At 40.4% G+C, this 26,187-nt stretch carries 29 protein-coding genes; 24 read left to right on the top strand and 5 right to left on the bottom strand.

The window, feature by feature from the left end:
- A complete protein-coding gene (locus K9B36_RS08620) occupies window positions 1-801 on the top strand; it encodes an ABC transporter permease (protein WP_223701641.1) in 801 nt (266 codons plus the stop codon).
- Window positions 802-807: 6 nt separating this feature from the next.
- Entirely contained in the window at window positions 808-1,764 is a 957-nt protein-coding gene (locus tag K9B36_RS08615; protein WP_223701640.1) for an ABC transporter ATP-binding protein, read from the top strand.
- A 23-nt stretch (window positions 1,765-1,787) separates the two neighbouring features.
- Here K9B36_RS08615 and K9B36_RS08610 read toward each other — a convergent pair whose 3' ends face one another.
- A complete protein-coding gene (locus K9B36_RS08610; protein ID WP_223701639.1) occupies window positions 1,788-2,864 on the bottom strand; it encodes an FAD-dependent oxidoreductase in 1,077 nt (358 codons plus the stop codon).
- A 37-nt stretch (window positions 2,865-2,901) separates the two neighbouring features.
- Between K9B36_RS08610 and K9B36_RS08605 the strand changes: the two genes are divergently transcribed.
- The 4 genes from K9B36_RS08605 (at window position 2,902) to K9B36_RS08590 (ending at window position 6,275) form a co-directional block, all read left to right on the top strand.
- The gene (locus K9B36_RS08605; protein ID WP_223701638.1) at window positions 2,902-3,576 is read left to right on the top strand and encodes a TVP38/TMEM64 family protein; all 675 of its coding nucleotides are present in this window, start codon (window positions 2,902-2,904) and stop codon (window positions 3,574-3,576) included.
- Window positions 3,569-4,156, top strand: coding sequence for a CDP-alcohol phosphatidyltransferase family protein (locus K9B36_RS08600; RefSeq protein WP_223701637.1), 588 nt, complete (start codon window positions 3,569-3,571; stop codon window positions 4,154-4,156). The genes K9B36_RS08605 and K9B36_RS08600 overlap by 8 nt, the downstream gene beginning before the upstream one ends.
- 6 nt (window positions 4,157-4,162) lie before the next feature.
- Window positions 4,163-5,584: a dihydrolipoyl dehydrogenase family protein gene (locus K9B36_RS08595; RefSeq protein ID WP_223701636.1), complete on the top strand. Its 1,422-nt coding sequence runs from the start codon at window positions 4,163-4,165 to the stop codon at window positions 5,582-5,584.
- A 238-nt stretch (window positions 5,585-5,822) separates the two neighbouring features.
- Window positions 5,823-6,275 (top strand): helix-turn-helix domain-containing protein, encoded by a 453-nt coding sequence (locus K9B36_RS08590; protein ID WP_223701635.1) that lies wholly within the window; start codon window positions 5,823-5,825, stop codon window positions 6,273-6,275.
- Window positions 6,276-6,302: 27 nt separating this feature from the next.
- On the opposite strand, the gene K9B36_RS08585 is transcribed toward K9B36_RS08590, so the two are convergent.
- Window positions 6,303-7,190, bottom strand: a complete 888-nt coding sequence (locus tag K9B36_RS08585; RefSeq protein WP_223701634.1) for an EamA family transporter — start codon at window positions 7,188-7,190, stop codon at window positions 6,303-6,305.
- A gap of 356 nt (window positions 7,191-7,546) precedes the next feature.
- Here K9B36_RS08585 and K9B36_RS08580 point away from each other — a divergent pair, with 356 nt between their 5' ends.
- From K9B36_RS08580 to K9B36_RS08545, 8 genes are all read left to right on the top strand, one after another.
- Window positions 7,547-7,984: an RNA polymerase sigma factor gene (locus K9B36_RS08580; protein ID WP_223701633.1), complete on the top strand. Its 438-nt coding sequence runs from the start codon at window positions 7,547-7,549 to the stop codon at window positions 7,982-7,984.
- Between the two features lie 58 nt (window positions 7,985-8,042).
- Entirely contained in the window at window positions 8,043-8,909 is an 867-nt protein-coding gene (locus K9B36_RS08575) for a hypothetical protein (protein ID WP_223701632.1), read from the top strand.
- Window positions 8,910-9,229: 320 nt separating this feature from the next.
- Window positions 9,230-9,832 (top strand): hypothetical protein, encoded by a 603-nt coding sequence (locus K9B36_RS08570; RefSeq protein ID WP_223701631.1) that lies wholly within the window; start codon window positions 9,230-9,232, stop codon window positions 9,830-9,832.
- 39 nt (window positions 9,833-9,871) lie between these two features.
- Complete coding sequence (locus K9B36_RS08565; protein ID WP_223701630.1) at window positions 9,872-10,252, top strand: glyoxalase superfamily protein; 381 nt, start codon at window positions 9,872-9,874, stop codon at window positions 10,250-10,252.
- A gap of 1,199 nt (window positions 10,253-11,451) precedes the next feature.
- Window positions 11,452-12,006 (top strand): hypothetical protein, encoded by a 555-nt coding sequence (locus K9B36_RS08560; RefSeq protein WP_223701629.1) that lies wholly within the window; start codon window positions 11,452-11,454, stop codon window positions 12,004-12,006.
- A gap of 171 nt (window positions 12,007-12,177) precedes the next feature.
- Window positions 12,178-13,005: a GNAT family N-acetyltransferase gene (locus K9B36_RS08555; protein WP_223701628.1), complete on the top strand. Its 828-nt coding sequence runs from the start codon at window positions 12,178-12,180 to the stop codon at window positions 13,003-13,005.
- A gap of 37 nt (window positions 13,006-13,042) precedes the next feature.
- Window positions 13,043-13,465, top strand: a complete 423-nt coding sequence (locus K9B36_RS08550) for a hypothetical protein (RefSeq protein WP_223701627.1) — start codon at window positions 13,043-13,045, stop codon at window positions 13,463-13,465.
- Between the two features lie 88 nt (window positions 13,466-13,553).
- Window positions 13,554-14,054: a hypothetical protein gene (locus tag K9B36_RS08545; protein ID WP_223701626.1), complete on the top strand. Its 501-nt coding sequence runs from the start codon at window positions 13,554-13,556 to the stop codon at window positions 14,052-14,054.
- Between the two features lie 59 nt (window positions 14,055-14,113).
- On the opposite strand, the gene K9B36_RS08540 is transcribed toward K9B36_RS08545, so the two are convergent.
- The gene (locus tag K9B36_RS08540) at window positions 14,114-14,272 is read right to left on the bottom strand and encodes a hypothetical protein (RefSeq protein ID WP_223701625.1); all 159 of its coding nucleotides are present in this window, start codon (window positions 14,270-14,272) and stop codon (window positions 14,114-14,116) included.
- Window positions 14,273-14,363: 91 nt separating this feature from the next.
- Here K9B36_RS08540 and K9B36_RS08535 point away from each other — a divergent pair, with 91 nt between their 5' ends.
- The 7 genes from K9B36_RS08535 to K9B36_RS08505 all read left to right on the top strand — a co-directional run bounded on the left by K9B36_RS08535 (window position 14,364) and on the right by K9B36_RS08505 (window position 19,590).
- Window positions 14,364-14,963 carry a GNAT family N-acetyltransferase gene (locus tag K9B36_RS08535; protein WP_223701624.1) on the top strand — a complete coding sequence of 200 codons (600 nt, stop codon included), beginning with the start codon at window positions 14,364-14,366 and terminating at the stop codon, window positions 14,961-14,963.
- Window positions 14,964-15,077: 114 nt separating this feature from the next.
- Window positions 15,078-15,479, top strand: coding sequence for a hypothetical protein (locus K9B36_RS08530; RefSeq protein WP_223701623.1), 402 nt, complete (start codon window positions 15,078-15,080; stop codon window positions 15,477-15,479).
- A 50-nt stretch (window positions 15,480-15,529) separates the two neighbouring features.
- On the top strand, window positions 15,530-15,781 hold the full coding sequence (locus K9B36_RS08525) for a histidine kinase (RefSeq protein ID WP_223701622.1): 252 nt from the start codon (window positions 15,530-15,532) through the stop codon (window positions 15,779-15,781).
- Window positions 15,782-15,927: 146 nt separating this feature from the next.
- Window positions 15,928-16,401, top strand: coding sequence for a hypothetical protein (locus K9B36_RS08520; protein WP_223701621.1), 474 nt, complete (start codon window positions 15,928-15,930; stop codon window positions 16,399-16,401).
- Between the two features lie 357 nt (window positions 16,402-16,758).
- On the top strand, window positions 16,759-17,043 hold the full coding sequence (locus K9B36_RS08515; protein ID WP_223701620.1) for a hypothetical protein: 285 nt from the start codon (window positions 16,759-16,761) through the stop codon (window positions 17,041-17,043).
- Window positions 17,044-17,180: 137 nt separating this feature from the next.
- Window positions 17,181-18,110 (top strand): EamA family transporter RarD, encoded by a 930-nt coding sequence (gene rarD, locus K9B36_RS08510; RefSeq protein WP_223701619.1) that lies wholly within the window; start codon window positions 17,181-17,183, stop codon window positions 18,108-18,110.
- 460 nt (window positions 18,111-18,570) lie between these two features.
- Window positions 18,571-19,590 (top strand): DUF3231 family protein, encoded by a 1,020-nt coding sequence (locus K9B36_RS08505; RefSeq protein ID WP_223701618.1) that lies wholly within the window; start codon window positions 18,571-18,573, stop codon window positions 19,588-19,590.
- Window positions 19,591-19,723: 133 nt separating this feature from the next.
- Here K9B36_RS08505 and K9B36_RS08500 read toward each other — a convergent pair whose 3' ends face one another.
- Both K9B36_RS08500 and K9B36_RS08495 read right to left on the bottom strand, forming a co-directional pair.
- Window positions 19,724-20,380: a class F sortase gene (locus tag K9B36_RS08500; RefSeq protein WP_223701617.1), complete on the bottom strand. Its 657-nt coding sequence runs from the start codon at window positions 20,378-20,380 to the stop codon at window positions 19,724-19,726.
- Window positions 20,381-20,475: 95 nt separating this feature from the next.
- Window positions 20,476-21,849, bottom strand: coding sequence for a copper amine oxidase (locus K9B36_RS08495; protein ID WP_223701616.1), 1,374 nt, complete (start codon window positions 21,847-21,849; stop codon window positions 20,476-20,478).
- Window positions 21,850-22,029: 180 nt separating this feature from the next.
- Here K9B36_RS08495 and K9B36_RS08490 point away from each other — a divergent pair, with 180 nt between their 5' ends.
- From K9B36_RS08490 to ptsG, 3 genes are all read left to right on the top strand, one after another.
- Entirely contained in the window at window positions 22,030-22,959 is a 930-nt protein-coding gene (locus K9B36_RS08490) for a GNAT family N-acetyltransferase (RefSeq protein ID WP_223701615.1), read from the top strand.
- 84 nt (window positions 22,960-23,043) lie between these two features.
- On the top strand, window positions 23,044-23,874 hold the full coding sequence (gene glcT / locus K9B36_RS08485; RefSeq protein ID WP_223701614.1) for a glucose PTS transporter transcription antiterminator GlcT: 831 nt from the start codon (window positions 23,044-23,046) through the stop codon (window positions 23,872-23,874).
- A gap of 188 nt (window positions 23,875-24,062) precedes the next feature.
- A complete protein-coding gene (gene ptsG, locus K9B36_RS08480; RefSeq protein ID WP_223701613.1) occupies window positions 24,063-26,090 on the top strand; it encodes a glucose-specific PTS transporter subunit IIBC in 2,028 nt (675 codons plus the stop codon).
- The last annotated feature ends 97 nt before the right edge of the window (window positions 26,091-26,187 follow it).

Genomic DNA, 26,187 nt, shown 5'->3' with positions numbered 1-26,187 from the left:
ATGGATGATTTTATGAAAAGATCTTGGCAATACCTTTGGGCACTATTCTTTCTCACACCAGTCTTGTTACTTCTCATCAATAGCTTTGCCTATAACTGGCGATGGGGAGAGGTGTTGCCTCCCGGTTTAAGCCTGAGAGGCTGGTCGGTTCTTCTGGGAGAGCCGCAATTAATTCGAGCGGTACTTACAAGTTTTGTTATCGGAATCTTTGTTATATTACTGAACTTTGTCATCGCCTTGCCTGCAGCAAGAAAGCTGGCCTTTCATTCCTTTAAAGGCAAAGCATGGCTTGAAACGATATTAATTCTCCCGATTCTCATTCCGAGTCTCGCTGTCGTTATGGGGATTCATATTGCGATGATTCGCATCGGATTAAGCGACACGATTCTTGGTGTGATTCTGATCCACCTCATTCCGACGGTTCCCTATTCCATCAAGATCTTCCGCGCCGGTTTTGAACGGCTTGGCGGTGACTTGGAGAATCAAGTGGTAACACTAGGTGGAAACAAGGCATACGCATTCTATTCGGTGTACCTGCCGCAGATGATCAACAGCTTTCGCAGTGCGGTGTTTCTCATTTTTGTTATTTCACTTAGTCAATTTGCCCTCACCGCCATCATTGGAGGAGGAAATGTTCTAACATTGGCTCTGCTGTATTTTCCATATCTGAGCAGTGTCGATACTTCGGTGATCGCAAGCTTTTCGCTCTTGTTTGCGCTTCTTCCAATAATGGTGGTTATATTGTTTGAAAGTATGCTTTATTTAATAAATCCCTATAAAAACCGTTCGCTCAGGAAGTGATTTTACATGATTGTCATTCAGGAAATGAAAAAAGCTTTTAACAAGTCTTCGTACGTTTTTGAATCTGTCAGCTTTACAATGGCAAAGGGAGAGATCGTCAGTATTGTCGGTCCTTCAGGTACCGGAAAGTCGACCTTTCTCAAATGTCTGGCGGGATTCGAGGAAATAACTGGCGGCACCTTTTACATTGAAGAAAAGGAAATGACCGCAATACCTGCCAACAAAAGACCGGTTGTCATGATATTTCAACAGCCGTTTCTTTTTCCGCATATGACGGTACTAGATAATGTCTTGTATGGCCTTAAGTTCCAACAGGGTAGTAAAAAGGAGAAAACCGCAAAAGCAAGGGATTTTCTAGAAAAGGTCAGTCTTTCCGATTATGGGGCGTACATGCCTTATGAATTGTCAGGAGGACAGCAGCAACGCGTGGCACTTTCCCGTGCTCTAGTAACCAATCCAAGCCTGCTTTTACTTGATGAACCTTTCAGCAGTCTGGATAATGCGCTTCGGCAGGAAACAAGAGACTGGGTCAAGAAGCTGCTTCAAGAGCAGAACACAACCGCAATTTTCGTCACCCATGATATTGAAGAGGCAATGATTATAGGAGACAGGGTGGCAGTCTTTGGAGAAGGAAAGCTCCAGCAGATTGGGGATCCGTCCGATATCTACTATCACCCAAAAAGCACTTTTGTGGCAGAATTCTATTCCGACGGATTCATGCTCGATCCGGTAACGTTTGTACATACCGAAAAACTCTTTATCCTTCACAAGCAAGAAAGCTATGCTCGTTCATGGGGTGCAAACGTTGTACATAAAAGAATGAAGCATGGAAAAATCTTTTATGATATTAAACTCAAAGATAATCAAAAGCAGTTAACCATTTTGGGAGAGGACGTCTATCAAGAAGGAGAAGAACTTCTAATAGGTATAAAGAAGGCAGAGGATGTTATAAAAATTAAATGACAGCAGGGGGAAGATCGCTGCTGTCATGTATATTTTTTCATAAAATCACTATCAATCTTATTTTTGAGCTTCCAAGGAAGCTTTCCTTGATAATAAAACTTGTCGTACAGGAGCATCGCTTCTTTTCCGCCTGTGGAGAGAATGGAAAGAAATCTTTTTTGCGGCTCAAAGGTAGTCAGCTTTCTATTTAAGAGGGTACGCTTAATGTTTTCCCACAGCACAGGTCCCTGACGCACCGCATAAACACCATTCTTTGCAAGCTCTGTATAGGAGGAAAGTGTCACACAGTCCCCAGCCCCGAAAATTTCCGGATGGCTCTCACTTTGAAGCGTAGAGCGGACAAGAAGGTAACCGTCCTCTGTGCAGCTCAAGCCACCTTCTTGGAAAAGTGAAAAGGATGCTGGTCCCGTTAGCAGTAAAACGCCGGAATGCTTGAGGATTCGATTGCTCGTTTGGATTAGCTGTTCTTCGATAGTTTCAATCTTTTCGTTCAAATAGAAGTGAAGTCCCTTACTTTTGCATAACTTTTCAAGACTAGTAGATACCCCTTTGGGAGCATGTGGAAGAAGGCGGGAGGAACTAATCAATGTCACCTGTCCTGACTGACCGATTCGTTTTTTTCGCGCAAGAATGGACAAGCTGATTTCTACACCTGCAGCGCCTCCTCCTATAATCAAGGGAGAAGGAGAATCCCTAAGTTCTTTTATCGTATCAGGGAAGGTATAGTTTGGCTTTACCGTTCTAACCTCACTTGATGGTAAAGATACAAGGTTCGTTCTGGAACCAATATCAAAGGAAATAATATTGTATGTTAATACTTCACCATTATCACAGAAAATCGTTTTGTTTTCAGGGTCCATCTTTGTTACAGTCGCTTCAAGAAACTGTACACCTGCCTTACGGGAAAGCTCGGTTAAGTCGATCATGATGTCCTTTTCTTCATAAATCCCTTCGGTGAAGCCTGAGAACATCCCGGAGTAGTATTGATAGTTATTGGAGGACACTAAGATAAACCTCGCGCTCGGGAGTGATTCTTTCTGAAGCTGTTTTAAGCATTGTATATGGGCATGGCCGCCGCCTACTAAAATAACAGTATTCAATCAGTGTTACACCTCACTCTTAAACTAGGATGATTTTATGTTAAAAAAGAATAGTGGAAAAATAATAGGTATTGTTATCATAATTGGTGTACTACTATATATCAACAATAGCTACCTCGATTTGAGTCCACAGGATATCAGAAAATGGATACTTTCTTTTGGATTATTTTCTCCGATTTTATACATACTTTTGTATACCCTCCGCCCGTTGATTCTATTTCCTGCTTCCGTCCTGTCACTAACGGCCGGGCTAGCCTTTGGAGCGGTGTGGGGAACAGTTTATACCATTATTGGAGCAACTTCCGGTGCTATTTTGTCTTTTCTTGTTGCTAGAAAAGTGGGCGCAGGCTTTGTGAAAGGAAAAACCAGCGGTCCAAGAATGACAAAAATAACCGAGCAGCTAGAACAACGCGGTTTTGTTTATGTTCTCCTTTTAAGGCTGATTCCTCTTGTTAACTTTGATTTAATCAGCTATGCAGCAGGAGTATCGAGAGTAAGATTTATGGCCTTTGTGCTAGGTACCTTTATCGGTATTATCCCTGGAACTTTCGCTTACAACTTTTTAGGATCGAGCCTTCTTGCTGATAATACAGGAAGAATAATCGCAGCAGTTCTTGTCTTTTTACTTATAACACTTGTTCCGGTAATAGTAAGCCCTAAACTTCGGGGGAAGTTAGGTATAACTAAAACAGGAGGAAAAAAAGATGCTTGATACTCATGCAAGAAAATATGTACAACCTGCCATTGAAAAGACGGCGAAAGGCTTTCTTAAGCTTGGGATGAGTGCCAATCAGGTTACCATTCTCTCTTTTATCATCGGAATTTCATCTGGAATCTTTTTTTACTACGGGTTCCCTATCATCGCGGTTATCGTGTTATGGCTGAGCGGTTATCTGGACGCAGTCGATGGAACGATGGCTCGTCAGACAAAACCGTCCGCCTTTGGAACAGTCATGGATGTGACTTTTGACAGACTAGTGGAAATCAGTGTCATTCTTGGAATAGCTTTTGCCATACCTGATGTTCAATGGGCTCTCCTTTTATTGAGTGTGTCAATCATCTTTTCGATGACGGTCTTTTTGACAGTAGGGGCCGTATCGGAAAAGCAGGGTGTTAAATCCTTCTACTATCAAGCAGGCTTGGCAGAGCGTACGGAAGGCTTTATATTTCTCTCACTCATGATGCTCCTACCTGCCTATGTATTATGGACAACGCTTTTATTCTTTTTTGTCGAGACATTTACAGGCACACAACGTTTATTGGAGGCGAAACGAATCTTAGATAAGGAGTGAAGCGGAATGAAAAAGTATGATTTAATCGTTATAGGTGGAGGTTCTGGCGGGCTAACCGTTGCCGCTGGTGCTGCTTCATTAGGAGGAAAAGTTGCCCTGATCGAAAAAAATAACCTGCTCGGGGGAGACTGCCTGCACTATGGCTGTGTTCCATCCAAGACACTGATTGAAGCGGCAAACAGGATCTATGAAGCCCGCTCCCTAAAGAGTTTCGGTATCCAAACCTCTGGAACAGTCGATTTAAAAGCCGTGATGCATCATGTGCAAAAATCTATCTCCCATATTCAGGAACACGACGATGTTGAGCGGTTCAGAAAGCTAGGAGTGGATGTATATTTTGGCACGGGAAGCTTTCAGTCTCCACATGAAGTGAGCGTGAATGATACCGTGCTTTATGGAAAAAAAATCGTCGTTTCCACTGGTTCACGTCCATTAGTGCCAGAGGTAGAAGGACTAAAGGAATGCGGGTTCCTGACAAACGAAAGTATATTCAGCTTACAAGAGCTGCCTCAAAAGCTTGCTGTTATCGGTGGAGGACCTGTCGGGGTGGAACTTGCCCAGGCAATGTCGCGATTGGGAAGTGAGACAACCGTCATTGATCGTTCGCCAGCTCTTTTTGGAAAAGAGGACAATGAAGTTGGTGAAACTATCTCAAAGCTACTGGAAAAAGAAATGACCATTCTGACCGAAGCTTCTGTTGAAAAAGTGGAAGTACGGGACGGTAAGAAAGTTTTGTTCGTGAAAAGAGCAGGAATGCTGAGTGAACTTCCGGTGGATGAAATCCTTGTTGCGGCCGGCAGAGTACCGAATACTGGATCCCTTGCGCTGGAAAGAGCAGGTGTTCACGCCGATAAACGAGGCCATATTAAAGTTAATGAACGATTAGAATCTAATGTCTCCCACATTTATGCAGTTGGCGACGTGAACGGTGCATTCCCCTTCACCCATGCTGCCGGAATGGAAGGCAAGCTTGTTGTGCAGAACGCACTCCTTGGACTGCGGCGGAAAGTCAGCTACGACCACGTGCCATGGGTTATCTATACCTCCCCGGAAGTCTTCCATCTAGGATTAACCGAAGAGAAGGCACGGGATGAAAACAGTGATATCAGAGTGTTTCGTGTACCGTTATCCAAAGTCGACCGGTTTGTCGCCGATCATCAAACAGAGGGCTTTGTTAAAGTTATTACAGATAAAAAAGGAAAAATCCTCGGTGCACATGCTGTTGGAAAGCATGCGGGCGATTTTATGCAAGAACTGATTGCAGCAAAGCAGTTTAACAAGAAAATCGGGTCGCTATCGAATGTCATTCATCCCTATCCGAGTCACAGTGCAGCCGTTCAGCAAGCAGCTGACCTTTATTGGAGAGAAACATTGTTTGAAGGCAAAATTCAGAAGCTTCTGGAGAGGTATGTAAAGTGGAAGCATTGATCTTTAGTTTTTATTGGCAGAAGCCTTTTCCATTTTGAAAAGGTTTTTGTCTTTTTGTTTTTTACAAACTAACGCCACAGATCAGAATTATAATCTTTATTCAGAAGTAATTAGCTGCATCAATGGGGTTTCATTAAAGGGCAACTCCCGGTTGCGGCCCGGTGCAACTAGGATTATCTTTACTTTTATTATTGATGTCACAATAATGAAAGTAGACTGATGAAGGGCGATGAAAGAGATGATATTTGGTGAAAAGTTAAAAACGGAAAGAAAGAAAAAAGACTGGTCTCAGGAAGAGCTGGCAGAAAAGCTATTTGTTAGCCGCCAGGCGGTATCCAAATGGGAGAACGGCCAAAATTACCCGAGCATAGAAGTGATTATAAAGGTAAGTGATCTTTTCGAAGTAACAATTGATGAATTGTTGCGAAGTGATGATGAATTGAAAGAGAAGGTAATAAAAGACAGCAAGCAATTAGCTTTTCCGAGGGCGAAATATGCATTTGATGTGCTATTTTTATTAGGTGTGCTTTTTCTGATAATCAAACTAGGTGTTTTGTTTTTAAATAAGTTCACAGGTCTATCCATTCCTCTGTACGGTGGCTCGTTTTTTTGGAATTTCGGACCGCTGATTCTCATGGTTGGTGCTGGTATCGGTTCTGGTGTGTTGAAGGATAAATATAAGGAAGACTGATCGTACTAAGGGAAGAAGCTCTAGGAATCAGCCAGAGAGAATGTCCCTCTGGCTTTGTTTTAGATTCCCTATGATGATTCCGCCTAATATAAGAGCTACTCCAAACCATTGGATTGAAGCTATTTCTTCTGATAGGACAACTGTTGACATGATAATGGCAACAGGAAGCTCAGATGCTGTAAGAATTGTTCCAAGCCCTGGACCAACATGTGGCATCCCAATTGAAAATAATATCGGCGGCAGCACCACACCGAATATACCGAGAACTAGTGCATAAGGAATTATCCCTGTGAGGGTCGGTATATCCAAAAGAAATACGGGTGGAAATAATAATAAAGTAACAATCATTGCACCGGTTGAAAGAAGGGCGCTTTTTTGAATAGCGGGTACATGTTTCCCGATAATACCGCTCAAAAACAGAAATATGGAAAAAGTGATCGCCGAAAGCATTCCCCAGATTGCCCCTTGTAAAGAGAATGATCCGACTTCTCCTATAAATAATCCTGCTGCCAATAACGATCCAACAAGGAGGATCGCTATCGAGACAAGCTTTCCTGCTGAGGGTCTTCTTTTATACACAATCCATTCAATCAAGGATCCAATCCAGATAAATTGGAATAAAAAAATGATGGCCAAGGAAGCATCAAGTGTTTGTAAGGATTGATAGTAAAGCAATCCTGTCAATCCCACTGGTACTCCACCTAACATTAGTATCCCGGCTTGCCTGAAACGGATGGTCGTTTTCTTTGCGAACAAAGCTACTAGCCAAATAATCACTGTGCCAAACAGCACTTGACTCGCTGTAACCTCCACAACAGAAAACCCTGCCGAATAGGCAAGCTTCACAAACGTTGATAATATTCCAAGGCAGCCGCCTCCAATAAATACAAGTAATGCATAATGCCAAGTCTTCATAAAAATTCCCTCTTTCCTATAAATGAAAAAACAAAAAGCCACACAACTGTCCTAAAACAGTCGTGTGGCGAAAATAGAGTAACCTCTAGAAAAATCCACAATAAAGATTTTATTATTGAGTTTCTATAGGAAAGTATAGTGGATAATGGTGTTTTTGACAATGGGAATTTTGCGGTTTTTTATATTAGAAAAAATTAGTGTGATAATGTTATAAGAAAGAATATTCTGAAAATTGTCCTCATTTCTGTAAGATGGAAAGAGGGCAATTTTGTTTATAAGATAAATCTATCATCGAAGTGAAAGTAACAATGAAAACTAACGTCTAATAGGTATATGCGTTTTACGGGGGAGAAGGAATGAGAGAAGAAAACGAGATAACAGATTGGTTCAGGGAATATCATAATGACATTTATAATTTCCTCATCTATTATACAGGCGGAATGGATGTGGAGGATCTTGTGCAAGAAACCTTTGTGAAGGCTGTACGAAATATACATAAGTTTAAGGGAGATTCGAATCCAAGAACCTGGCTGATCAGCATTGCTAGAAATGTGGCGATTGATGAAAGCAGAAAGAGAAGGAAAGAAGAGATGAAAAGGAATCGGCTTCTGCAATTCAGTGTGTCAGCAAAGGTAACTGATCTTCCAGAGGAAATTGTCGGGTTAAGCGAGACAAAGGCGGAACTCTATAAGGCGATAAGGACGTTAAAGCAAAGCTATTATGATGTACTCATGTTTAGAGGAATCAACGAGCTGTCTGTTCAGGAGACTGCCCAAGCAGTGAAAATAAAGTGAATCTTAGCTACCATAGGGCTTTAAAAGCGCTGGAGAAAAAGATAGGAGGCCGAATAGTATGAAGGATTCCAGACTCCATGATGAACTTCAATCGTTTCCGAAAAATCATAGGTTAAAAGAAGAAACCCTTGGCAAAATCTCTGGAAGCATCGATAAGGAATTGGCAGAGAGACAGGTCAAATACCAAAAAGGTTCATTTTTTAATAAAAAAGTAATTGCTACCGGCTTGCTAACTATGACTTTGGCAGTAATCCTATTTTGGAGTATTAGTGGTCAAGATAGGAACATTCAACAGCAAGCTGGAATTCATAGTGATAAGGTACAAACAATTGAGAAGAAAGAAAATGTGAATATCCAGGAAGAGATTAGTCCCGAGGATATTTATTCGGTCTCTCAGAGCGAGAACTTGTGGGCATGGAATCCTAGAGAACCAAGGATTATACTTATGAATGTGGAAGAGGCATCTGTAGTGCATTTAAAAGTTCAATCCATCGGGGAGGCTGAAATACTTCCCAAGTATGAAAATTTCTATACATATATGCCCTACACTCCAATGGAAGTCGAAATAGGAGAAACCGTCTATGGCAGTGCTTTATCCGGAAATAAAACGATCTATATCCAAGGTGGGGACATAAGAATATCCAAACTATTGGATTCGTGGATCGAACATAAATTCGAAAAAATGGGACTAACTAAACTTTCTAAAGAAGAACAGGAAACCAAATTTATTTCATATACATCTGAATACGATTACAAAATGGAGCCTGGAAAAGAATACGCGGTAATTTTAGCGAAGCAGCCAGCAGAGGATGAAATCTACACAGTCATTGCACGTGGATATGGAATCTTTGAAATAGAGACGGATCAAGGTGAAAAAATATATAAAAATGTAATAACCGGGAAAACTTTAGATTTGGATTACTGATTAGAGTATCGAATACAATTAAAGAGTTTCTCAGGTTGATAACAGATAAGACGCAGAACAAAAGGTTAATTATTGGATGCATATAACTATGAAATTAGTAAAGATGGTGGGTTTGGCTTATGACAAACTTACCATCTTTTTTTTTTGATAATAATTTTGGTAATTGTGCTTTTATCAGAAAATTCAATAACGAAAGAAAGAAATAAGGGAAATTATGTTATTATTTAGATAGATAGTGAGAAGAGGCTAAATCTTGGGGATTCATGCATTGCTTTTTTGTATTATTTTTAAAACAAAAAATCATAAATGAGGGAATGGATTTGAGAAAATGGTTAATGGTTTTATCAACTATTGTGCTTACTGTTTTGATGTTTACTGCTTGTAGCAGTGATTCTACGAATGTTTCGAAAGAGGAAACAACGATTGAAAAGAAGGAGGTATTGGTAGAAAAAAGTGATTCATTGCTTTCTTCATTGGAGAGTCATGATTGGGTTGAAATTTCAAAAGAAATGCACCCAGAAGGCCTGGTTTTTACGTTATTTGCTGACCTAGGAAATTCTAATGAAGTTCTATTAAGTAAAGAAGAATTGATAGCAGATTCAGATAAAGAAATCGTGTGGGGAAAGGACCTTGCTGACAGGGAGATAGTTGCTACAAAGGAAGAATTCGTAGATACCTATCTTTTTCAAACAATTTTTGGTGAGGACGTTAACTACAGTGAAGTGAATTTAAATGAATCGTCAGTACATAGTGGTGGGGTAATAAATACTATTCCCACAAAGTTCCCTGAGGCACAATATGTTGAATACTTTTCTCCAGCGTCGGATAAAGAATTAGATTGGCAAGCACTGAGATTTGTTTATCAGGAACATGAAGAAGAATGGCTGCTTTACGCAATTGTCAGGGATGTACATAATCCTTGAATTGCGGGTTTTGGTGACTATATTAAGGAGGGGGTTTTGATGATTAACAGAAACAATGTGTCTATGAAAAATGTTGTGCCAATTTTGCGGAGTTTGGATGAACAAAAAGCAAAGGCGTTTTATGTGGATTATCTTGGGTTCAAGGTAGACGGTGAGCACCGTTTCGAGGAAGGAATGCCCCTGTATATGATGCTCTCTAGGGACGGGTGCATCCTCCATGTGTCGGAGCATGAGGGTGATTGCCAGCCAGTTGGAGCGGTTCGAATCGAAACGACTAGTTTGAAAGATTACTATGAGGAGTTAGTCAATAAAACTTACGTAAATGTTAGTCCTCGGATGGAGAAAGTTGCTTGGGGTTTTTTAGAGGTTTGCCTCAAAGATCCTTTTGGTAACCGGATTATTTTTTGCGAGCGATTGTAGGAATTTTCGGGTAGGTGGTTTGAGGATACAGTACTTAACTCCGATAAAAATTCATCTAATAGCAGGTTACAAGGAGCGTGTCCTATGCCGTATTTTGAGAGGGTTAAAAGATTGTCTAATTTATTCTTGGCGTAAGTGGAGTGTTTGTTTTTCTTATCATCATCAATTATATGAACGACGCATACGATGAGGATGCAATTAATATGTATTCGTTGGTGTTTCTGATTTTATCAATTTTTAGTCTCACTCTCGCTATTACACTTAAATATATTATTAAAGATGCAAAAGAGTATATTGATAGGGCTATTAAATTTAGAAGCTAGATGGGTGAGGTTGAGAGGTGGGTGATATGTAGTTGCATAAGTACATGAAAAGGGTGCAAGGCGCCGGATGATGTATCTAAAAGAGGTAAGTAGGTACATGAAAAGGGTGCAAGACCGCGGATGATGTACATTCCCGGTTAAAGTAAGTACATTAAAAGAAGCGTTGGAGCCGGATGATGTACATTCCCGTGCAAAGTAAGTACATAAAAAGGGGAGAGGACTGCGGATGATTTACATTCCCGTGCAAAGTAAGTACATAAAAAGGAGAGAAGGCAGCGGATGATGTACATTCCCGTGCAAAGTAAGTACATGAAAAGAGAGAGAAGTCAACGGATGATGTACATTCCCTGGCAAAGTATGTACATGAAAAGAGTAGAAGTCAGCGGATGATGTACATTCCCGTGCAAAGTAAGTACATAAAAAGGGGAGAGGACTACGGATGATGTACATTCCCGGTCAAAGTAAGTACATGAAAAGAGGCGTTGGAGCCGGATGATGTACATTCCCTGGCAAAGTAAGTACATAAAAAGGGGAGAGGACTGCGGATGATGTACATTCCCGTGCAAAGTAAGTACATAAAAAGGGGAGAGGACTGCGGATGATGTACATTCCCGTGCAAAGTAAGTACATAAAAAGAGGCGTTGGAGCCGGATGATGTACATTCCCTGGAAAAGTAAGTACATGAAAAGGAGAGAAGTAAGCGGATGATGTCCATTCCCTGGCAAAGTAAGTACATAAAAAGGGTGCAAGTCGCCGGATGATGTATCTAAAAGAGGAAAGTAAGTACATGCATAGTGAGTTTCATCAAAAAGAATGTCCCCCAATAAAGCAGAACAGATGCAATCAATACAATTGCCCTTCACAGGAGGTATAAAAATGAAACAGGTCAGTTTGGAGCTTTTTAACTGGATTCAGGAGGAGACGGATTCGCTGGAGGGAGAGTGGAGGGGAAGTCAAGTGTCCCATATCATTCCAAAGCGGTATACCCATTATTGCAAAATCCTCCACCCGATGCAGCGTGATATTCAAATCAAGGATGAAACCCTGCTATGGCGAGACGGCGAGCCTCCGCTGGAATTGAATCCTAGAGAAAAGATAAGATACCAGGAACTTTGCAGGAAATATGGCTTTAATTATACGAAAGAGATTAGTACGCATTCCTTCACCAGCATGCCGGGTGGCCTTCCCAGATACCTGATCGCCCCGGAAGAAGGGTTCATTCCAATAGAGGATGCCGACGTCCTGGCTCGGGAGCTTGAGAAGTATACAAGCGGGATGGTTTATTATTATTTTACCTATATGAAAGGGCAGGCTTTTTGGAAGAACGGGGCAGTGGAGGATCTTTTATATGAAGGAGATCTCGATGAAGTGCTGGATTTTTACGACAGCCCTGTTGTGCATGGTAAGACCAACCTATTGGTGGAGCGGTAACAAAAGCTGGTGCATCTGCACGGACGATGACCTGGATTTTACCGTAGTTGGTGCGACGGAGGAAATCATCCAGAACCTTTTGCAGAATCCTGAATTGGAAGTATTCGAGGTCAACTCCGATACAAGGATTGACTGGAAAGCGGATGAGGGGAACGTCAGGGAGGCAGACCAATGATAGTAGAGTTAAAACAAAAGGATTTTTATATGTGTAAGGGACTTTTAGATGATAACGGGCAACTAGAAGCAAGAGCTGTGGTTGAAGGAGTTAATCCTGGCAGGGTATTTGTGGATGATTCAATTAACCCAGTAACCGGAGTGATCTGGCTTGGTAATAATGATGGCTTTATTTTTATAGGTGATGAAGGAAATGAGAAGTTTAATTCGGAGCTGAATAATTTTATCGATGAGGTCATCTTGGAGGAGGCTAAGAAGGTCGGCCTGGAGTGGTTTGAGGGAATCGGTAACCATCCTAAATGGGATAGCACAATTGAGAAAATTTTTGTGAATCGTAAACTAGGAAGTTGGAATCAGAGAGTTTATAGATTGAATAAAGAAGATTTTATTATGAACCTGAAGCTGGAAGTAGATGAAGGATATGAAGTGAGAAGAATCAATAGCTTGCTTGTGGAAAACAGGGGCGGTGCTATTGAGAACATCGGATTCCTCCAGTCTAAGATTTCTGAAACCTGGACCTCTGCTGAAGATTTTTTCAAAAAAGGTATAGGGTACTGCGTGGTGCATGATAACCAGCTCGTTAGTCTCTGTTTGTCAGGTTTTGTCGTGGGAAATGTACACTGTATTGATATCGTGACACTTGATACACACCGCGGGAGAAGGCTTGCTCAATTGGCGGCTCATCATTTTGTCAAGGAGTGTATGGAGAAGAATCATGTCCCTTATTGGGATTGCATGGAGAAAAATAAACCGTCCATTGCTGTTGCCGAGAAGCTTGGGTTTCAACAAACAGGTAGCTACAGAGGATATGAATTTGTATTATGATACCTTTAAGAGTTGTAGATGAGGAGTGACCAAAAGTATGTGGATGATTATCAGAAAGTTTGTCTCTGCTCTTATTGCATGTTTTATCATACTTATTCCATTGGCACTGATGGAGACGGTGGGGTTCAGTTTTTTTATAGGAATCTATCTACTTCCGATACTTTTGGTTATTGGAGTTCCGGTATCGATTCTCTCGGATTTGGCAACAAATAGATGTTTAGGCTGGAGGAGAAGAAGCTTTGCATGGATGATTCATGTCATTGGAGCAGCTTTATTTGTCTTTTTACTATTATTGCTGTTCGAACCAAATAGGATGTACATGGACCCGGCAAGCTTGTATCAAAACGTGCTATTTTATACCGCAATGGTTGCTTCTACTTTTTTCTGGTGTGCGGATGAATGTTTAAATTGGCACAAAATTCCTAAGATTTTGCAGAGAATAGGGGACATGAGAATATAAGAGTTGTGGAAAATCCCTTAAATTCTAGTAGACTAAAATTGAAACCTTCTTTCTTTCTCTACGTAGAATTAATAGGAGGTGGGCAGTAATGAAATGGACTTTATATCAAGTTTTAACCTTAGTTTTACTCAGTCTGCTAATGTGGGGGCTTGAGTTTATTTCGGATAAAAGGGCTTTTCAGTTTCAGTCTGCAGGCTGGGCAGTGGTCATTCCCGGTTATGCGACAGTTCTTATCATCGCTTTGGTCATCAGCTGTTTTTTCTTGATTTTTCTTTTTGAAGCGAAGAAGGAGAAGAGTATTTTTCAAAATAGTGCCTGGCGTAAAATGCCTGTTATCTGTCTGATTACAGGACTCTTTTCAGTGTTTCTCTTTATTGCCGCAGGAGCATTTGGACCGCTTTTCGAGTGGGTGGAGCAGTGGCGCTTTTTGTTGTATATCTTTTTTGTCTATTTTCTATTGTTGCTGTTTTTGTTTATTTTTTCACTAGAGCATCGCAACAAAGGATACCGGCGCCCCTATGAAAAGACGATAAAGATATCGTATTTTTGGACGCTAATTTTGTTTGTGGCATTTTATTTATTGTTGTAACAGAACGCATATCAAAAGCCCCGGGAACACCGGAGGCTTAAAGGTAACGCCGCTTTTTATCATTTGTTTTCTTCAAGCTCCTCTTTCAGCTTTTGTTTGGCTTTGTTTTTATCAGGTTTATTTGTGGACGTATTGCTATCCTCATTGTAAACCTCATTAATTTTTTCTATAGCGTTTTCCTTTTCAGGCTCACGGCTAATATTCTCATTCTTTTTCATGATTACACCCCTCTAAAAGTTCTTGGTAATTAATTCCCTGATAAAACAATAGTTAATCATCCTGCTCGGAAAATAATTTAGGAGTGAAGTAATGATCAATTATTCCGGAACACCAAAAATAGAAACAGAGCGATTAATTCTTAGAAGGATGAGACTCGTAGATACTCAAAGTGTGTTTGACAACTGGCTTTCCGATGAACGTGTAGCAGAAAACAGAGTTAATGCAGCTCATAAGAATATATTCCAAACAACCGAGAGGGTCGTTAACATTGTTAGGGGTTATGACGCAAAAGAATTTTGTTACTGGGCTATTGAATTGAAAGCAAGCGGCGAACTGATCGGAGAAATTGACCTCTATGATTTTGACAGCCTCACTGATAATTGCGAGGTAAGTTATTCAATCGGATACAGCTGGTGGAATAGAGGATACGGGACCGAGGCCTTAAGAGCAGTAGTGGAATTTGGCTTTACATATATGAACATTCATAAAATATCCGCTGCCCATAATACCGATAATCCAGCTTCAGGAAAAATCATGAGGAAAGTTGGAATGGTACAGGAAGGGATCATCAGACATATGCTTCGCAACTACAAAAATCAGTACAAGGACTGCGCGGTATACGGGATTCTACAAGAGGATTATCTTAAGAACCAAATAAGCGTATCATCTATTATTCTTCAGTTAATTTAATAGATTTGATTTCAAGACAGACATGATTTAAGAGAAGAAACGTCACCTATAGAAAAACAGCGCTATTAGGAGGTTCTTTCCATTATTTTTTTTATTAAACTGAATTTTATCAGTTTGCTATATGGTTTTGTCTTATTCATCTTTGTTGAACTGATGCTAAATGTATACCGAATTAGCAGGATAACAGGGTGGGGGCTTGATATCATTGTCCCTATACTAGAAACAGTAAGCCTTGTAGGCTTTCTGTCTTTACCGTTTCTCTTTATTTACTTGATTAAGTCTTTGTTAAAAGGTAGAAAAGCAAGCTTCTGGACAACCGTTCTTTGGTTTCCATATTACGCATTATTTATTTTCGCTTTTGCCTCTCTTTTTCCTATTACTTACCAGGGTGATTATCCGAATCCTGTCAGCGGCTTACTAATGATTGGTGCAATGGCAGCATTTCCATTTTATATAGCGGTGGTAAATTTGATTAGCATCAAAATCTTCAAAAATGAGGAAATAACTACCGGCTGAAATTTAAATTTAAACCAGGTTATATAGAAAATAAAAAAGGGAGTGACCTTTTGGAAAAGGTTAAATGGTTTTTGTATTTGAGTGCTGTATTATTGGTTGGTATTCCAACGATGCTTGCTATCGCATCCGGCAGCACATTCAGTTCAACTGTCAGTAATATTATAATTTCTTCAGCTATTGTACTAGTAGTGCTAGGCAAGCTGTTAACAGTACACGAAAAGAGAAAAGACAATAAAATTTTTTCGGGCGACATTGGAGTGATCATTGGTCTATCCCTTGTTCTTGTGATCAGGTTTATCTAAGGATTTAAGAAAATTTCGATTACATGCTATGCTTGAATGAGTTTTTGATGGGAAATTAAGAATTAACAGACCTTTCAAACACGAGCGATATTGTTACTAGAATTATAGAGGTAATTTCGGTTTTTATCTGGGGAGGCGTTGAAAGAATGAGTATCAATCTAAAAGATTCTAATTATCAAAGATTGTTCTATATTTACTTTACCTTAATGGTATTAATTTATGGAGGATATGTATTACTATTTAATTATCGAATGAATATGTCAGAGGTCTGGGGGTCTAAAAACCTAATAACTTCAAAGGATAGTGCGACGATTGGACAATTAGGACAGTGGTCAGAAAATCTCGAGGTATTATTTATTTTTATATTTATTGGAATGGTGCTTTTTTGCTTTTTTAAGAGAAAATCAGATAGTAACATATTTAGGAAGTTCTTTGTAGTGAATGCCTTTTTATCATTCGGAATAGTGATTTCCAGCCTTGTATTAAGTCAAATTACCTCACTGCCTTTAATGAATTTTATGTTACCTTTAATAAATTTGGCAGGTATTTTTATTCTGCTATTAGTGTACTTGTCTTTAGAATGGTTCATTAAGTATAAAAATTTAGTAAGTCGTGCGTAATCACCTAATTGTTTATGCTGAACGGGCTGTTTAATTTGAGTTTGGTTATATATTTATTTCGCTCTGTTAAAGATGAATGTTGATAAAAGTACTTCATCAGCGATGATTGGAGCAAAAGGCGGAGACTCCAACGGGAGATAGCGGTAGACTGGAGACCCCGCAGGCGCAGCCGAGGAGGCTCCAGCACCGCCCCGTGGAACGCGTAGGCTTTTGCGGAAATCAACAGCGGCGTTTGACATAGCCATTTAATTAAGAAAGTGTTGTTTCATAAGGGCTAACGCTTTTTTAATTGAACAAAGCTGAAAACGAGGAGGTTATATTATCCTACATCTATGGGTCGCTGAAGAACTTTCTAAAATGCTAATAGGATTAACTGGAGTAACCATTGCAGCGATTATTATTATTCTTTTGATTTCTAAAGGAAAAATAAATAAAGTTCCATTTATATGGTTTATTGCTAATATAATTATTTTAGCATTATCAACTGGCTGGGCTTTATTTTCACTTAATCCAAGATTTTATAATGAATACCCTCAATCTATGGCATTAGATACATTTACTTTTCATTTGTATATGGCTGCTTTTGGTTGGGTTATAGGTATCCTGTTTCTTTTGATAGGAATAAGGCTGAGTTTTAAATAAGGGTTATTGGGGACAGTTCCCTCGTCCCACTTGGACGAGGGAACTGCCCCTGGTGGCCCTTGAAACATTTTCATTGCTTTTTTTAGTTCGCCCCCCTAAACTAGGTACAAATACAAAGGGAAAAAGAGGTTGCTGCCATGAATCAAACAGCAAACAAAGAACTTGGTTTAGGGATTGTTTTTGCTGGATTATCGTATATGCTCTGGGGATTTCTCCCGTTATTTTGGAAGCTGGTTGACGGTGTTCCTGCTAGTGAGATATTAGCGCATCGAATTGTGTGGTCGTTGGTCTTCATGATACTCATCTTGCTAGTTTTAAGGAAGTTTTCGAGTTTTTTTACCGAGTTGAAGGCGCTTCTGACAAATCGGAAACGATTGCTCGCTATAGCTTGTGCATCGGTATTTATTAGCATTAACTGGGGCTTGTATATATGGGCGGTGAATGCAGATCGAATCGTAGAGGCGAGCCTAGGTTATTATATTAATCCGCTAGTTAGTATTTTGTTAGCAGTTATCGTACTAAAAGAAAAACTGTCCGGGATGCAGGCGGTCTCTATTATACTAGCTGGAATTGGTGTGCTGGTGCTTACTGTCAACTTTGGGGAATTTCCATGGGTTGCAATAATGCTTGCGCTAAGCTTTGCTTTTTATGGTTTGATTAAGAAAATGGTTCAGCTAGGAGCATTAGTAGGGCTTGCGATTGAGACGCTACTCATTACTCCGTTTGCCCTCGTTTTTTTAATGAGTGTTCATGGCAATAGTGGGGGAGCATTAGGGGAAAGCGGAAGCGTCACGTTATTGTTGCTCGGTGCAGGAATTGTAACGGCTGTTCCATTGCTTTTATTTGCAAGCGGAGCAAAACGTATCCCGCTTTCCATGATAGGATTATTGCAATATATCGCGCCAACCATAAAGCTCATCCTCGGGGTCTACCTATTCAATGAACCGTTTACAAGTGTACACCTTATTGCATTTACATGTATCTGGACTGCGCTTGTCCTTTATACGTTAACCCTAACAAAGGGCTTTCGTGTAAAACAGCCGATTGTACCAAGTAAAAGTGGATGATAATTAACTATGAAAACCGCTTTGATTGAGTTTATGATCAAGGCGGTTTTTTTATTAACGACATGATGGAGACTATGGAGAAGAAGTAGTTGTAGGTTGTGCTGGGGGAGAGTTATCCTAGAAAATTGAACCTCTATATTTTCTATTAAAAAATCAGAGTCAAATTTAAAAGAATCTAATCTCTCATTTGTACCATTTAGCCTTACATCTATTCTTTGCATGTCTTTTCGGTATTCTTGTTTAAATGCAACCAAATCTTTCACGAGCGTTTTTTGTCCTGCCTTTAAATCGTAAACATCGACTTTTAACTGGTTAACATCTGTTTTTAACAGAGTAACATCTAATCAAAATAAGTAAAATATAGAAAGTCAAATGACTATTTCTTTTTCCATTTTTATGGATAGGAAGTGTTAATAGAGAAACAATAAGTGTACACATGCTTTTGGAAGGGGTATCATCAATGTCTGAAAACACCATTCGGCTAACATCATCTGAGATAGCTTCTATATGGACAGCTTATATAAATAATAGTATGTCTGTCTGTATTTTGAGCTATTTTCTAAAGAATGTTGAGGATTCTGAAATAAAGAAAGTCGTTGAAACTGCTCACGGAATTTCCTTGACTCATCTTGCTGATCTGAGTCATTTGTTTAAAAAAGAAGATATTCCACTTCCTACTGGCTTTTCTGAAAGCGATGTTAACCTAAATGCCCCCAGATTATATACGGACACTTTTATGATTAGTTATATAAACCATGTGTCCAAAGCAGGTATGCTTGGATATAGTGGATTTTTAGCAATGTGTGCAAGGAAAGATACCAGAGCTATTTTTAGAAAAGTGCTCTCAATGACCTCCGACTTATTTGATGAAAGTACTGATGTTTTACTACAAAAAGGGCTTCTTGTACGTTCCCCTTATATTAATTATCCTAAGCAGAAAGATTATGTTGATAGCAAAAAATATTTAAGTGGATTAAATCCATTTTCTAATAAACGCCCATTGAATACAGTTGAGTTATCGCACTTACATATGAATATCCAAAACAATTTAATCGGGGCTAAATTATGCCTTAGTTTTGCTCAGACTTCTCCACGAAAAGAAGTACAAAAGCTGATGTTGCAGGGGAAGGATATTTCAGAAAAACATGTAAAAGTATTCACTTCGACCTTACTTGATAATAACACGCAAGCACCGATTTCATCTGATGTAGCCATTACAGATTCAACGGGACAAGTATTTTCGGACAAACTAATCATTTTTCATCAAGGCTTCTTAACAGCTGCCGGAACAGGTAACTATGCCACCGCTGCAGCGGCAAGTCAAAGAAGTGATTTGATCCTAAATTATGAACGATTTTCTCTTGAAATAGCACAGTATGCTAAAGACATCGCTTATTTGATGATAGCTAATGAATGGCTAGAACAACCTCCTGGAACGTTGGATAAAGAGAAGTTAGCAAAACAGAAAAAAGAGAATTAGATGAGTTGAGCTGCAGAATTAAGAGTAACTAGTGTAGAGTTTAGGGTGAGGGAGCAACGATAGCAAGGAGTGCTTAGCGAGAGGTTTGCACATAGACTTAAGGGGCTATCCATAATCGGGTAGCCCCTTAAGTCTATTTTTTTAAACTACTGTACACAACCAACCGATCTGAATATTCCCTGACACTTCTGTCAAATGTACCTGTGCACGTTATCAAAATCAAATTACTCTGAAACGAATAGTCAAAAATGGCTTCAACGGGTGCTTCTCCTTCCGCATAGGTTTCAATGCGTTCTACTATATAGGTCAGAGATACCTCTTTGTCGTTATAAACTTGAATCTCATCGCCTGGTTTTAGATCCTTAAGCTCGAAAAAAACGGCTGGGCCATTGCGACTATCAACATGTCCGGAGATGACGGTGTTGCCACGTTCGCCTAGAAGGGGACCCTCGTTATACCAGCCGACGGTTTCGAACGATTCGGGTACGCCCATTTGCCCATTTTCAATAACACCCACCTGTTCGACTCTTGCATCTACATCAATAGCAGGGATGACGAGGCGATATGGCTTAATCGTGGTGCGTTCTTCTTTTACTACTTTCCCATTTACATTTGTGGAAGGAGTGCGGATGGGGGTGCTTGCTTTTTCTTGTTTCGGGGTTGCTGCTTCCGTTGTAGCAGTTTCGGGTTGCTTGGTTTGTTCTTGATTTGTTTTGTTTGCAGTATCGTTGGCGGATGAGCATCCGACAAGTAATAGAAGTGTGGTGGTTAGAATGATAAGTTGCTTCATCTTTCTTCGACTCCTTTTTGAATGAGAGGATGTTTTCGCTTACGAAAATAGCATAATAGAAAGAGAGGGAGGTCCCTCTCTCATCTATCAAACTATTATAGGTTACTAGCTTTTCTTCTAGCAATCACTTGCAAGGCGAAAAGAGCAGAGAATATTCCGGCAATGCTCCACAAGATCGCAGGGTTGATTCCGTTCGTTGCAGCACCACCCATACCAGCATTCGGCATGTCAGATGGTTTTTCTTGAGCAAATTTGTCCGGGTGCTGGTCAACAATCGCACCGGATAGCATTTCGCCTACACCAAACATGTGTGCATAAGATTCACGAATCGTTTCGTAAGCAGTTTCATAGTCAGCTTCATTGTAACTGTTGAATGCCATCAGTAGCTCATCGATATGCATTTGCAGTCCAGCTTCTAGAACCTCAGCTTTTAATCTGCCTTCTGTTGCTGTTTCCAAAAATGCTGCTTGCTCTACTTTGTATTCTTCTAGGTTGGCTAAGGCCATTTCTTTACCTTCTTCATTCTCTTCTGCTGTCGCCACTACATAGTCAACAAAATAACCGATATGGCTGCTCCAAATCTCTTCAAACTGTGTACCGCCTTCTTCACCGTATACAGAAGCTACTGCTGCAGATAGGTCTGTTGTGTTTTCTCCTAAAGCTGCTGCAGAGGCATCAAAGTCGCCAGCTCCGTCAATTCCTTTTTGCATGGCAAGAATGGCAAGTGCCGCATGCTCGGAGAATAGGTGGTTTAAATCAGAGCGTAAGTCTGCTGCTGGTGTGTCCACGCTTGTGTTCTCGAATTTTTCAGGAAACTGATCCGTAATAGCCCATGATAAACCTTTACCAGGTCCATACATATGCTCAATTGCGTGTCTAAGGTTTTCATATGTTTTGTCAAAATCGCCGGCAACATAGTTATCAAAAGCCCATACTAGCTGCTCTACATGCATTTTTAATCCTTCTTCCAGTTCGCTCGCTTTTAGGCGGCTCTCCGTTGCAGTGTCTAAAAATGCAGCTTGTTCCACTGTATATTCATCAAGCTCGGCTAGTGCTGCTTGTCTACCTTCTTCATTGTCTTCAGCTGTTGCAGTCACATAGTCCACAAAATAGCCGATATGGCTGCTCCAAATATCTTTAAATGCAGCTCCGCCTTCTTCTCCATAGACGGAAGTAACAGCTGCTGCAAGATCATCAGTATTAGCATTTAAAGCGCCTGCTGCTTGATCAAAGTCATCCGCTCCATCAATTCCTTTTTGCATCGCCACAACTGCTAGGAATGCATGCTCTGAAAATAATGCATCCAGGGAAGCACGAATGTCAGAGGCAGGTGTTGATACAGAAGCCATATGGTCACTATGATTTCCTGAGTGATCATGTGCGTTCGCTACGTGGTAGGATGGCAGTAATAAACCAACACTTAATGGTACGGCAATCATTGCTTTTTTCCAATTAACATTTTTCTTCATCTACAAACACTCCTTTAAATTTGATTTCACCTACCTAACGCGCCGGATTAATTTTTGGATCACTTTTTTTAAAAAAAAGTTGGGGTTTTGCGGACAGGTCCCTCGTCCTAGTGGGACGAGGGACCTGTCCCTGGTGGTTCTATGATGGTAAAATAAGTGTTATAGAGAGGGGAAATATATATGTCGGTGGTTACAATAAGAAAAGCAGTCATGATGGATGCGGAGGAACTAACAGAAATAATGAAAACGACCTTTAATGCGGAGGCGAAAAAGTGGCTTCCTGATCAGGAAGATGTGGTGGATTATAATATCAAACCTCCTGGATATTCTTCTATTGAAATGACTAAATATATGATGGAAGAACTAGAGTTTTATAAAATAGTCTATGATAAAGCAATTGTGGGGGGGATTATCGCTACGATATCAGGCAGGTCTTTTGGAAGAATTGACCGTATTTTCGTTCATCCTAATTATCAAGGGAAGGGAATTGGTTCACGGGCTATCATGTTAATAGAGGAAGAATTTCCGAACGTAACAGCATGGGACCTTGAGACATCGAGCCGACAAGTGAACAATCACTATTTTTATGAAAAAATGGGCTATAAAATTACTTTTAAAACGGAAGATGAATACTGTTATATTAAGAGAAAACCCTCTTTTGCTGGTAAAGAAAACGTAGTAGAGGATAAAAATATTTCGAGCGTTCAATACGAAAATTGTAATATGGAAAAAACGGAGTGCTATTCTGTGAATTTACAAGATAGTGTATTTAGTAACAGCAACCTAATGAATACTCACATGAGCAACAGTAATCTTAGTCACTCATCGTTCAGGAATATAAATCTTAGACAATCCCACTATGCCGATTTAAATCTCTCTCATAGCAAGTTCCAATTCGTTACATTAGGAGGGGTTCGTTTTATTCAAACAGTTCTTGGAGAGGACAAAAAGCCAATCTCTTTTGAAAGCTGTGATCTGCAAGGTACTGCAATAAACAACAGTAATCTTCAAAATCTTGTAATTCAAGATTGCGACATCACTGGAATGAAGATTGATAATGTTCCGGTAGAAGAGCTTTTTAAAGCATATTATCAAGTACATAAAAAATAGACAAGAGTGAGTCTCTCTTGACTCTGTCTCCATCCTAGCGTACTTTTATATATATTGCAGTTTCTAAGCAGTGGAGGCGTAAGTATGCAAGTAAAAAAAGTCTTAAATAACAACGTCCTAATCGCTACCCATCCTGAGTTTGGAGAGGTAATCCTTACAGGTAAAGGGATTGGATTTGGCAAAAAGACGGATGAAACTATAACGGTCGATCGTGCGGAGAAATTCTTTGTACTAAGGGACCAGAAGGAACAGCAGCAGTATAAGCAGCTCCTTGATTATGTCGATGAGTCCTTTATCGGGCTGATGAATGAGTGTATGGAACGGATAGAAGCACGATTTCAGGTGAAGCTTAATGAACATATCCATGTTGGCCTGACAGATCACTTATACTTTGCTGTAAAGCGGATTCGGCAAGGATTGGATATCAAGAATCCTTTTCTGAAGGAGACAGAGCTTGCCTACCCTAAGGAATACATCGCTGCGATGGAAATTGTGGAGTGGTTGAACGATAAGCTCAATCTATCGATTCCAGAGGGGGAAATAGGTTTTATCACACTGCACATTCATAGTGCGCTGACAAATCGGAAGCTATCGGAGATTAATCGCCATACGCAGCTGATTAGTGAGATGGTACAGTTGATTGAAAATTCATTGAAGATTACGATCGATCGCACGGATGTGAACTATCTGAGGCTTATTCGTCATTTTCATGCATCCATTGAGCGGATCCAACTTAATCAATACCGACCGGACCAACAAGAAATGCTTGCAAAGGTATTGCAAGAGGAATACCCTGTGTGCTACAATCTAGCATGGAAATTAATTAAGATTATGCAGCAGAAATTTCAAAAGTCTGTACCAGATGCCGAGGCCGTTTATTTGACCCTACATCTGCAAAGGCTTTCAAAACAATAGAATAATTCAGACACTTTTTTCACGTGTTACTGGTTATGCAGGCATGAGAGGAAGAAAGATGGTAAAGAAGAGAAGGTACATTTATGTACTTTCCTTGTTGTACCCTTTCTTAATTCTCATGTCTTTTTTGTTGTTTTACATAGAAAAAGTATTTCTGTCTGGCAGAAAGATATTTAGGAGGAATCGTGATGTTTAAAAAATCTTTTGGATTACTGCAGCGTATTGGTCGCGCGTTAATGCTGCCGGTTGCGTTGCTTCCTGCTGCCGGGATCTTGCTTGCGTTTGGTAATGCGATGCAAAATCCGAATCTGACAAGTCGTCTTGGCTTTTTAGAAGCGGATGCACTTGTACTGTTAGCGCAAATTATGGAGCAGGCAGGTAGTATTGTGTTCTCGAATCTACCGCTTCTATTTGCTGTTGGGGTAGCGATTGGTTTAGCAGGAGGAGACGGGGTTGCCGGACTTGCTGCGATGATCGGTTATTTGATTATGAATGTGACGATGAGTGTAATTAGTGGTGTCACAGCCGATCAGGTTGGAAGTGATCCTGCATTAGCAAATGTACTCGGAATACCAACCCTACAGACCGGAGTGTTTGGCGGGATTATCGCCGGGGTGCTCGGAGCCTATATGTACAATAAGTTTTACAATATTGAATTACCATCCTATTTAGGATTTTTTGCAGGAAAGCGTTTTGTTCCAATTGTAACGGCTGCTTCTGCCTTGGTATTAGGGGTAGTTATGAACTTCCTTTGGCCGTTTGCGCAAGAGGGGCTTAATACATTCTCTTATTTTATGACAGAATCGAATCGTACGCTTGCTGCCTTTATTTTCGGGGTAATTGAACGTGGATTGATTCCATTTGGTTTGCATCATATTTTCTATTCACCATTCTGGTTTGAATTTGGCTCTTATACAAATGCGGCTGGAGAAATCGTCCGTGGCGATCAGCGTATATTCATGGAGCAGGTTAAAGACGGTGCAGAACTGACAGCAGGAACGTTCATGACGGGTAAATTCCCATTTATGATGTTCGGTTTACCTGCAGCGGCTCTAGCAATCTATCATTGTGCGCGTCCAGAACAGAAGAAGTATGTAGCAGGAATCATGGGTTCAGCGGCATTAACTTCTTTCCTAACAGGGATCACAGAACCGCTAGAATTTAGCTTCCTTTTTGTTGCACCAGTTCTATTCGGTATTCACGCCGTGTTTGCAGGATTATCCTTCATGGTGATGCATATTTTAGATGTGAAAATTGGAATGACCTTCTCAGGAGGTGTCATTGACTATATTCTGTTTGGTGTCCTGCCGAATCAGACCGCATGGTGGTTAGTGATTCCAGTCGGTCTAGCGTTCGCAGTCATCTATTACTTTGGATTCCGCTTTGCAATTAAGAAGTTCAACCTGATGACACCTGGTCGTGAGGAAAAAGTGGAAGAAGAAGCAGATGGATCTGGATCAGGTTCAGCAGCAACTGATCTTCCTTATGGCGTGTTGCAGGCGCTTGGTGGAAAAGAAAATCTAGCAGACTTGGATGCTTGTATCACAAGACTTCGTGTAAGTGTGCGTGAAGTAGAAAAAGTAGACAAAGAGAAATTGAAAAAGCTTGGTGCTTCCGGTGTTATGCAAATCGATAAAAACATCCAAGCTATCTTCGGACCTCGTTCTGAAATCATAAAAGGACAAATCCAAGATATCCTTAGCGGCAAAACGCCAGTGAAGAGTGAAGTGGCAGCAACGACCGAAGCGGTGTCATCGACTGGATTTGAAGTGGCAATTCCGATGAGCGGAAAGCTTCTGCCTATTAGTGAGGTGCCGGATAAAATCTTTTCGGAAAAAATGATGGGTGACGGCTTTGCCATTGAACCTACGGAAGGAACAGTCGTATCACCGGTTGCCGGAACTATTGTCAACCTATTCCCAACCAAGCATGCAATCGGAATCGAAACTGCTGATGGCAGAGAGATTCTTGTACATGTGGGAATTGATACTGTTAACTTGAAAGGTCGCGGCTTTGAAAGTTTAGTAGAGCAAGGCGACACTGTCGATCTTGGACAACCGTTGTTGAATGTGGATCTAAGTATCATAAAAGGGGAAGCAACTTCAACAATCACTCCAATAGTCTTTACTAACTTAGCTGCTGGCGAAGTGGTTGAGATAAAAGATGGAAAAGTTAGTTTTGGGGAGACGGGTCGAGTTGAGGTAGTGGAGAAATAAGGATTGTGGATTATTAGGGCCAGACCCTCAAGCATGTTTAACTGCTTGAGGGGTCTGGCTTTTTATTTTATTGAGTGAGGGTGGGGGCTGTTTATGA

The organism is Sutcliffiella deserti (assembly GCF_020037475.1).
GTDB lineage: Bacteria > Bacillota > Bacilli > Bacillales > Bacillaceae_I > Sutcliffiella_A > Sutcliffiella_A deserti.
The sequence above is the reverse complement of the archived record's forward strand: the minus strand, read 5'-3'. Positions and strand labels throughout refer to the sequence as shown.